The sequence below is a fragment of the Candidatus Rhabdochlamydia sp. W815 genome (assembly GCF_018642185.1).
Lineage (GTDB): Bacteria > Chlamydiota > Chlamydiia > Chlamydiales > Rhabdochlamydiaceae > Rhabdochlamydia > Rhabdochlamydia oedothoracis.
Genome location: NZ_JAAVTY010000061.1, coordinates 1 through 8665 on the forward strand (window position 1 = coordinate 1; position 8665 = coordinate 8665).

At 36.6% G+C, this 8665-nt stretch carries 9 protein-coding genes, 1 tRNA gene and 2 pseudogenes; 11 read left to right on the forward strand and 1 reads right to left on the reverse strand.

Annotated elements, in window-relative coordinates; translation table 11 throughout:
• The 10 genes and pseudogenes from RHOW815_RS05120 to RHOW815_RS05165 form a co-directional block, all read left to right on the forward strand.
• Window positions 1–87, forward strand: a pseudogene (locus RHOW815_RS05120) (IS5/IS1182 family transposase); the annotation flags it as partial.
• Between the two features lie 340 nt (window positions 88–427).
• The gene (locus RHOW815_RS05125) at window positions 428–1261 is read left to right on the forward strand and encodes a hypothetical protein (protein ID WP_215217260.1); all 834 of its coding nucleotides are present in this window, start codon (window positions 428–430) and stop codon (window positions 1259–1261) included.
• A 49-nt stretch (window positions 1262–1310) separates the two neighbouring features.
• A tRNA-Ser gene (locus RHOW815_RS05130) sits at window positions 1311–1397 on the forward strand.
• A 76-nt stretch (window positions 1398–1473) separates the two neighbouring features.
• Window positions 1474–2916 carry a replicative DNA helicase gene (dnaB, locus tag RHOW815_RS05135; RefSeq protein ID WP_215217261.1) on the forward strand — a complete coding sequence of 481 codons (1443 nt, stop codon included), beginning with the start codon at window positions 1474–1476 and terminating at the stop codon, window positions 2914–2916.
• A 135-nt stretch (window positions 2917–3051) separates the two neighbouring features.
• Window positions 3052–3141, forward strand: coding sequence for an AURKAIP1/COX24 domain-containing protein (locus RHOW815_RS09075; RefSeq protein WP_138107291.1), 90 nt, complete (start codon window positions 3052–3054; stop codon window positions 3139–3141).
• A gap of 30 nt (window positions 3142–3171) precedes the next feature.
• Window positions 3172–4998, forward strand: a complete 1827-nt coding sequence (gene mnmG, locus RHOW815_RS05145) for a tRNA uridine-5-carboxymethylaminomethyl(34) synthesis enzyme MnmG (protein WP_215217262.1) — start codon at window positions 3172–3174, stop codon at window positions 4996–4998.
• Window positions 4998–5690: a lipoyl protein ligase domain-containing protein gene (locus RHOW815_RS05150; RefSeq protein ID WP_215217263.1), complete on the forward strand. Its 693-nt coding sequence runs from the start codon at window positions 4998–5000 to the stop codon at window positions 5688–5690. Before mnmG ends, RHOW815_RS05150 begins: the two co-directional genes overlap by 1 nt.
• A gap of 222 nt (window positions 5691–5912) precedes the next feature.
• Entirely contained in the window at window positions 5913–6311 is a 399-nt protein-coding gene (locus RHOW815_RS05155) for a hypothetical protein (RefSeq protein WP_215217264.1), read from the forward strand.
• A gap of 69 nt (window positions 6312–6380) precedes the next feature.
• Window positions 6381–6884, forward strand: a complete 504-nt coding sequence (locus tag RHOW815_RS05160; RefSeq protein ID WP_215217265.1) for a hypothetical protein — start codon at window positions 6381–6383, stop codon at window positions 6882–6884.
• 3 nt (window positions 6885–6887) lie between these two features.
• Window positions 6888–7718, forward strand: coding sequence for an HTTM domain-containing protein (locus tag RHOW815_RS05165; RefSeq protein ID WP_215217266.1), 831 nt, complete (start codon window positions 6888–6890; stop codon window positions 7716–7718).
• Here RHOW815_RS05165 and RHOW815_RS05170 read toward each other — a convergent pair.
• The gene (locus RHOW815_RS05170) at window positions 7715–8008 is read right to left on the reverse strand and encodes a M23 family metallopeptidase (protein ID WP_215217267.1); all 294 of its coding nucleotides are present in this window, start codon (window positions 8006–8008) and stop codon (window positions 7715–7717) included. The genes RHOW815_RS05165 and RHOW815_RS05170 overlap by 4 nt on opposite strands.
• A gap of 301 nt (window positions 8009–8309) precedes the next feature.
• Here RHOW815_RS05170 and RHOW815_RS08600 point away from each other — a divergent pair.
• Window positions 8310–8665: pseudogene (locus tag RHOW815_RS08600) on the forward strand (transposase); the annotation flags it as partial.

The following is an 8665-nucleotide window of genomic DNA, read 5'->3' on the forward strand; positions in this document are numbered from 1 at the left end:
CTATGGAAAAATTGCGAAAGAAAACTACATACAAGCCTGAATATGGTGGTTCTTGCTTTTATTGCTCTACTTTTGAAAAGATTTTAAACAGGCTCTTAGGAAAATATTACCTAACTAGTCCGTTGCAAAAATCTCAAATGAACAAATCACGTGTTTGTTTTCCCCTTCCTTTTTTGGAAAAATCTCTAATTTTTATCATGTCTTTGATCCTGTTAGCGATCTAGAAGTAATGCATTTCCTAAACCATTCTTCTTATGATCTTGCTACTTTCTAAACAGAATATTTGTTTGTCCTAATAAACTCATAAACGGTTTGGATCTAGAAAACTATTCAACTTACCCTCATAATGGATGAAAATCATCCAATTAGTTACATCATTTTCTAAAATTTGATATATCATTAACAAACGGGCAGACAAGGAGAATAGATGCGTCTTTTATTTAGTTTATTTAGCCTAGGAGCTCTTGGCTATGGTCTATGGTGGGCCTCTTATAACAAACCCGATTGGAAAAATAAAGTAGAAGATGTACTAAACATAGGACATTTTCATACACTAGAGATTCGCTATACAGCAGAACAAATCATGGAGTCTCAACAAAAGATTTTGCTTAAAGATGCTAAACATCAATATCTCGAACCTTCTTTGAAATTCTATCCTTATTTACTTTTAGAAGTTAAATACAGCGCATCTGATGCGAAAACAAAAGAAGGGATTATATTATGGGATTTAACCGATGGAGAAATGGTAATTAATGCTAAGGATTGGGATAAAACACATGGGTTCGCTGATTGCATTAATGCAAATGTAGATCGTCGTGAGTTCAAAATCATCAATGCAATCGCTCAAAAAGGAGGCGTGATCCATCGAGAGGATTTACGTAAAAATATTCATGTAGAAACAGAGGTAATCGATGCACTGATTGAAACCTGTCGTCGTAAGCAATTGATTGTACAACACGGAGGGCGTTATCGACTGCATTTAGAAAATCCTAAATTAAAAATTACTCCCTCTACTCTCATTGAAGAGCGTTTAGTCACTCAACCCTACCGCCAAGCTCTTTGCGTATCTAGGCGTTATTCTCTTTCACAAATTGAAAGAATTACTAGCTCAGCTTTTGGTGAAGACTTTGCTATTCGAAAAACCGCTTCTGTCTACCTTCCGGTTCATTGTATTGTTGTACAAAATCCCGATGGTTCCTTGCATACCAGCCATTGGAATGCCCTCAATGGAAAACCGTTAGAATCAAATGGGATAGATTGAGAGTTGCTTGTAAATCTATTTGCATATAAACTAGCTAGCATCATCTTAAGGAAAGATGGCTGAGTGGCCGAAGGCACGTCCCTGCTAAGGACGCGTACCCTCACGGGTACCGTGGGTTCAAATCCCACTCTTTCCGATCTTTGGCTGCGTTTCTTAAAACACAGCCTTTTCTTATATTGCTAAATAAAAGATACTGCAGTTTGAGGTTTTTTATGTCAAAGTCATCGCCCAAAATAAAATCAGCCCCTCACTCTAAAGAATCAGAGATGATGGTGCTAGGCTCTATGTTAACCAATATTAATAGTCTCAATGTAGCAGCTGACGGCCTTGACGAAGCAGATTTTTATTTCACAGAACACAAAATCATCTTTCAAGCCCTAAAGACCGCATACCGTAATGATAAACCAGCTGATATCCACTTAATTGCAGAAGAGCTTAAAAGACAGCAAAAACTCTCCTATGTAGGTGGAATTGCCCATTTAACAGTATTAGCTCAATACGCTGGTAGCTCTGCTTATATTGAAGAATATGTAGATCTTGTTCGCAGCAAATCCACCTTAAGAAGAATGGTCGTAGCTGCACAAGAGGTGGAAAAAGCAGCTTTAAATGAACCCAGTGATGTTAGCATCTTATTAGATGAAGCTCAGGGTAAATTTTTTTTAATCAGTCAATCAGCTAGTCCATGCGCTGGGGTTTCTATTAAAGATCTGCTTTCAGGCGTGCGCTCTGAAGTGCAGCTCCCTTATCTAAAAGCATTACAAGAAAAGCAAGAGAAATATCAACAAAAAGGACCCGAAGATCTAGGAATCACAGGCATCCCTTCTCATTTTATAGATTTAGATAAAATGATTAATGGTTTAACCGCTTCAAATCTGATGATTTTAGCTGCAAGGCCTGCCATGGGAAAAACAGCACTTGCTTTAAATATAGCAGAAAATGTTGCTTTTAAAACCGGGCTGCCCGTTGGTGTATTTTCTTTAGAAATGACCGCTGAACAATTATTACATCGCATGATTTGTAGCCAATCTGAAGTAGCCTCTGATAAGATTCGCACAGGTTCTTTAAATGGCATAGAATACCAAAGAATTGTTGCTGCTGTAAATTCTATGATGGAAGCGACTGTTATCATAGACGATCAACCTGGGTTAAAGATTACAGACTTAAGAGCTAGAGCTCGTCGTATGAAAGAGAGTCATAATATCCAGTTTTTGGTTGTTGACTATTTACAACTCATTACTGGATCTGGTCTTTCCCGAAGTCAAGAAAACCGTCAAAATGAAATCTCTGAAATCTCTCGTATGATGAAAACACTTGCACGAGAACTTTCTCTGCCTATTCTTTGTCTATCGCAACTCTCTCGTAAGGTAGAAGAAAGAACAGGGCATAGACCTATGATGAGTGATTTAAGAGAATCTGGCAGTATTGAACAAGACAGCGATATTGTGATGTTTTTATTACGCCGTGAGTACTATGACCCTTATGACAAACCTGGCCAAGCAGAGCTAATTGTTGCTAAAAATCGGCATGGAGCTATTGGTAATATAAATTTAACTTACCGTAAAGAATTAGCACAATTTGTCAATTATTCCCCTTTACAGGCTGATTCTGATTTCTCAGACAACGCAGAAGCCTTTGCTGCATTTAACCCAAATTAAAAACTTTTTTTTCAACAACTCTTAAAAAACACTTTACAAAAACTTTAGAGCTTTACTTTTTTTCACTCTCTGCTGTAGGATAAGTCTTTATTTTTTAATTAAATGGATTAAAAAAACGGGAGAAAATCTCTTTTTATGGCATCTGTAAAGAAAAAGCGCCGCGCAAAAATTGCTAAGCACAAAAGAAAAAAAAGAAGACGTCGCGATCGTCATAAAAAATCTTAAAAGTATCTAAAATTTAAGATACCATCAACTATGTGGAAATATCCTGAAATATTTGATGTAATCGTTGTTGGAGCAGGACATGCGGGCTGTGAGGCTGCTCATGTTTCTGCTTGCATGGGAGTAAAGACATTACTCATTACCATGCAGCTCGATACGGTTGCTAAAATGAGTTGTAATCCAGCTATTGGAGGTACAGCAAAAGGACAAATGGTTCGAGAAATCGATGCAATAGGTGGCATTATGGGCAAGATAGCTGATCAAACAGCTATCCAACGTCGTATGCTCAATGCATCAAAAGGGCCTGCTGTTTGGTCTCCTAGAGCTCAATGCGATAGGTTTGCCTATGCATCTCTTATGAAGCATCGCCTGGAAAAAACCCCCTTCCTAGAAATTAAACAAGGCAGCATTGAAACACTCCTTGTTGAAGAAGATCACATCCTAGGGGTTACCACTTTAGAAGGGATCGCTTTTTATGGAAAAACCGTAATTATCTCTTCTGGCACCTTTATGCGAGGATTGATTCATATTGGTCATACGCAAATCCCAGGAGGAAGAGCTGGTGATCAATCTTCGATGGGTCTTTCTAAAACCTTAGAAGAGCTTGGCTTTGTATTAGGTCGCCTAAAAACAGGGACTCCTCCTCGTATCAATAAACGCAGTGTTGATTTCTCTCAGCTTGAACCACAAGAGGGTGATGAAAATGTATATTTTTCTTATGACCCTCCTGAAATACCTGGGCTGACCCAAATCCCTTGTTGGATCTCATATACCAACGAAGAAACCAAAAAGCTTGTTCGCGATAATTTACATCTATCTCCGATGTATTCTGGAATTATTCAAGGCATTGGGCCACGGTATTGCCCATCGATTGAAGATAAAATCGTTCGTTTCCCCGATAAAGAACGCCATCAAATCTTTTTAGAACCAGAGGGTTTAGAAACAGAAGAAATTTATGTAAATGGCATCTCTTCCTCGCTTCCCTTTGATATACAAATCAAGATGCTACACACCATTGCAGGTCTTGAAAAAGCCGAAATCATGCGCCCTGCTTATGCCATTGAATATGATTTTGTAAAAAGTGGTCAACTATACCCTACTTTAGAAACGAAAAAAATCAAAGGTTTGTTTTTCGCTGGCCAAATTAACGGAACAACTGGATATGAAGAAGCTGCAGCGCAAGGATTGATTGCAGGGATTAACGCTGCTACGCAAGTGAAAAACCAGCCTGCATTTATTTTAAAAAGATCAGAAGCCTATATTGGAGTTATGATTGACGAACTGATTTCTCAAGAGCTCGATGAACCCTATCGCATGTTTACAAGTAGAGCGGAGTATCGTCTTTTGCTAAGACAAGATAACGCCGATCTTCGTTTGCGCGAATATGGGCATTCTTTGGGTCTGATCGATCAAAAGCAGTATCAACGTCTCTTAGAAAAAAAAGCAGCGATTGAAAAACAAATTTCTATTCTATCCCAAAACCATCACACTATCCGAGACAAAAGCAGCAGCCTTGCGCAGCTTCTTTGCCGTCCGGAATTTACCTATCAAACCCTCATTCAGCAATTCCCTGCTATCGCAATGGATTTAGGAACAGAAATAAATACACAAGTCGAATTGCAGCTCAAATACGCAGGCTATATTCAAAGACAATCTCTAGAAGCGGAAAAATTGGAAAAAATCGAACAAATTGCTATCTCCAAAGAATTTAACTTTCTAAACGTTACAGGCCTTAGCAATGAAGCTAGAGAAAAACTACACCGCGTGCATCCTATTACTTTAGGTCAAGCCTCTCGAATTTCAGGGGTTTCCGCAGCAGATATTTCCGTTCTCTTAGTCTCTCTAAAAGCTAGGCCTTAATGCCTATTCATCTACTAGAGCTAAAAAATACCCCCATTTTTGATCAACTGCTTTTAGAAGAATCTCTTTTAAGAGACCACACAGAAGATTTTTGCCTGATTAATCACGGCTCTTCTGCCGCTATTGTGCTTGGAATTTCGGGTAAAAAAGAGGAATTGGTCCACATAGAAAAAGCCACTTCTTATCATATTCCCCTTATTAAAAGATTCAGCGGAGGAGGGACTGTTGTAGTAGATCACAACACTCTTTTTGTTACCTTTGTCTTCTCCAAAAACACACATTCTTTTCCTGCCTACCCAGAACCGATTATGCGTTGGAGCGAAGGCTTTTATCGTCCTATTTTTGCTAATGCTGATTTTTGCTTAAAAGAAAATGACTATGTCTTAGGAGATAAAAAATTTGGAGGCAACGCACAATATGTAAGAAAAGAGCGTTGGCTACATCACACCAGTTTTTTATGGGATTACAATCCTAACTATATGGATTGCTTATTACATCCTAAAAAAACACCCTCTTATCGCGCTGGTAGAGCCCATCATGAGTTTATCTGTAAGCTCTCCGACTACTACCCAGATTTACAGACATTAGTTACTGCTATTAAAAAACATTTACAAACCCTTTATCCAGTGATTGTTCCCCTAGAAAAGTTCTTTTCTCAAAACATATCTAGACGCACAACAAGTTTTCTATAATGGAAAAATGATTAATTTCTCTCTTTAAAAATCCTCAAGGGAAAACCATTTTTTCTAGATTACATACAAAGCATCCCTATACTTTTTTATTTGCAAATAAGTCTAATTAAAATTTAACATGCCTTTATCATTTGAAAGATAAATCTTTATGAAGAATACATGGAAATGTGCTTCACAAATGTAAATATGTATCTTTCAAAGATTTTAAGCAGAGGTATTAACATGGAAATTCAACAGAGAATAACTAACCTAAGTCACACATTAGCAATAACAGATACAGAAAAACCTGTTGTTGTAGATGGAATATCATCTAAAATTAGCAACTTCTTCTTAGAGAAAAACCCCATCATAGGAAACAGAAGATCCCTTAAAACAAATCAACCTAATTTTGCTGCTAAGCATTTAGTAGGTAAGGAAGAATTAGCTCCCTATTTCGCAGCTGATAACACCAAGTATGCTCCTGCAGCAGTAGCAATAGCTATTGTAACTCTCTTTTTAATCACAAAATCCGGAAGAGACGCTGAGAATTTTCAGCTTCCTATAGATCCCGAAAATACTCCAACATCAAAGTTAGATGTAAACCAATTGTTAGACATGAGACAAAATATTCTTAACAAATAAGAACCTATAAACGATATCCCCTTAACCGGGGATATTTATAAAATATCTCAAAAATGAGTAGGTCATCAAATGATTGTATTTATCAAAGGTATTTTTTGTTTTATTCTTCTATTAAGTTTCTTAAGAGGGTTTAAAAAACTGAGTTTCCTATGGAACCGCTTCCCTATGTGTACACAGCTTATTCCCGGCTGGAGTTTTTTCGCTCCTACTCCAAATACATTTGATTATCACTTATTATATCGAGAGATTAACAACCAAGAAGTAGAAGAATGGCAAGATCTCTATATCCTGAAAGAAAAACGCTCTATCTATTCTTTCTTCTGGAACCCAGAGCACAGATTTACCAAAGCTTTTGTAGACCTTGCAGTAGATCTTATTAATTTCAGTCATGCAGCACAAGATAAAAGACAAGTATATATTAGTCTCTCTTACTTACAAATCTTAAATTACGTAGATTCTCTAGATCACAAGCCCTCTTCCGAGAAAATGCAATTTCTCATTCTCACCAATTCCAGGGTACATGATTACAAAGTTATGTTTCTATCCGATGTGCATCCTATAAGCAAAAGGTAATCCATGAATCCTTATTTAGCGTTTAAAAATATTGCTTTTACCTATCAAGTTACTTTATGTATTTTATCGATGGGTTTATTCATTGCATCTTTGGAAGATTTGAAAAGTTGGTCTATTTTCCAGCCAACGGGATTGCTTAGTTGGAAAGTAGCAAAACTTAGCTTCAAATGGCGTGCAAAAGACTTAAGGCAAAGACTCTTTAATGTACTATTACAAGATCATGTCTTCAAATGCTCTATCTATTTAAGAGCATTTGCTTCTCTCTTATTATTCATATTTTCTTTGTTAAACATTATCTCTCCTACTCTTATTTGCTCTGTCTTTTTTTTGAACTTATTAATGAATTTTAGAACTCCTTACGGTTTGGATGGATCATATCAAATGACTCTAGTGATTTTATTTGCGCTATCCATAGGGAGCTTATTTGGAGTGGATTCTTCCATTTCAACAGCGTGCCTACTGTTTATAGCAGGCGAGCTTCTCACCTCTTATTTCATAGCTGGATTTAATAAACTAATCTCTCCCATGTGGCGTACATCATCCGCTCTACATGGAATTTTTAGCACAAAATGTTATGGTCATGGTTTCTTTTTTCAACTCATTAGCTGCAAGCATCTGTTGACCACTTTCTTAAGCTGGTTTGTATTCTTATTTGAAATGCTATTTTTTACAGTGCTCTTTTTTCATCCGATGTATACGATCCTATTCTTTGCCATTGGATTTCTCTTTCATGTATTCAATGCAATTTTCATGGGGCTGAATAACTTCTTATTTTCTTTTTCTGCGGCGTATCCCGCTCTTTTTTATTGCGTCAATTACATCCATGGAACCTAGCAAATGAGATCATTACGAACAAGAAATCGCTGATTAAATGTTATAGGAATGCCTTCTCCCATAAATAAAAAGTCTCCTATATGATTTAATACCGCATGAATATGTAGATAGGGCTCTGATGTAAGACCGGAGTTCCCGACTCTAGCAATGAGTTGACCTTTTTTAACTACATCTCCTCTTTTAACCAGAAGAGATCCCTTCATCAAATTTGCTAAAATAACAATGATTTCATTTTCACTTTTATGAATAGCCAAGTAATTCCCGGCTGGATTTTTTATATCCATGATCATGGGCTCAAGATCTTCAAATTGATCTAGAGATTAGATTTCTTGCATAACCCCTTATTTCAAAGCTTTCATTTATAGATTCCTAATCTTAACAAAAGCATTTCCAGCTATATCGCTCAAACAATTATATCTCCTGGATTAAAATACTTTAAAATTTTAGATTGCTTATTGGTTATGCAAGAGATCTAATATTTCCATCACAAGGACTATAAAGAGCAGAACCAAAAATACAGAAATCGTTTAATTTTTTTGGAGACCATTTATTAGCTCTAAGCGCCTGTTTAAAATCTTCTCATTAAGGTATTATGATATTTTTTGTGGAATTTTGTACATTTTAAAAAGTGGTTGCCAGTGGCGTATGTTACCCATAGAATATCCTAAATGGGAATTATGTGATTATTATTTCCCTCTTTGGAATAAAAAAGATAATAAAAATTCTAAGAGTATTCTTGAAATAGTTTTAAAAAAAATTGGTTGGCGAGGTCAGAAAAAGCAGTGGTCGGAAAGAGAAAACAAGCTTTGTAATTATTGATGCTCAAAGTGTTAAAAATACTGATACAGCGGAGAAGAAAGGATATGATGCAGGGAAAAAAATATCAGGAATAAAAAGACATATAGCAGTCGATACCCAAGGGCTTCCTCATGCGATTCACATTACCA

Bases quoted from the DNA above. Each gene is read 5' to 3' on its own strand.
- RHOW815_RS05125 (WP_215217260.1), top strand. From the start codon at position 428: ATGCGTCTTTTATTTAGTTTATTTAGCCTAGGAGCTCTTGGCTATGGT.
- dnaB (WP_215217261.1), top strand. From the start codon at position 1,474: ATGTCAAAGTCATCGCCCAAAATAAAATCAGCCCCTCACTCTAAAGAA.
- RHOW815_RS09075 (WP_138107291.1), top strand. From the start codon at position 3,052: ATGGCATCTGTAAAGAAAAAGCGCCGCGCAAAAATTGCTAAGCACAAA.
- mnmG (WP_215217262.1), top strand. From the start codon at position 3,172: ATGTGGAAATATCCTGAAATATTTGATGTAATCGTTGTTGGAGCAGGA.
- RHOW815_RS05150 (WP_215217263.1), top strand. From the start codon at position 4,998: ATGCCTATTCATCTACTAGAGCTAAAAAATACCCCCATTTTTGATCAA.
- RHOW815_RS05155 (WP_215217264.1), top strand. From the start codon at position 5,913: ATGGAAATTCAACAGAGAATAACTAACCTAAGTCACACATTAGCAATA.
- RHOW815_RS05160 (WP_215217265.1), top strand. From the start codon at position 6,381: ATGATTGTATTTATCAAAGGTATTTTTTGTTTTATTCTTCTATTAAGT.
- RHOW815_RS05165 (WP_215217266.1), top strand. From the start codon at position 6,888: ATGAATCCTTATTTAGCGTTTAAAAATATTGCTTTTACCTATCAAGTT.
- RHOW815_RS05170 (WP_215217267.1), bottom strand. From the start codon at position 8,008: ATGATCATGGATATAAAAAATCCAGCCGGGAATTACTTGGCTATTCAT.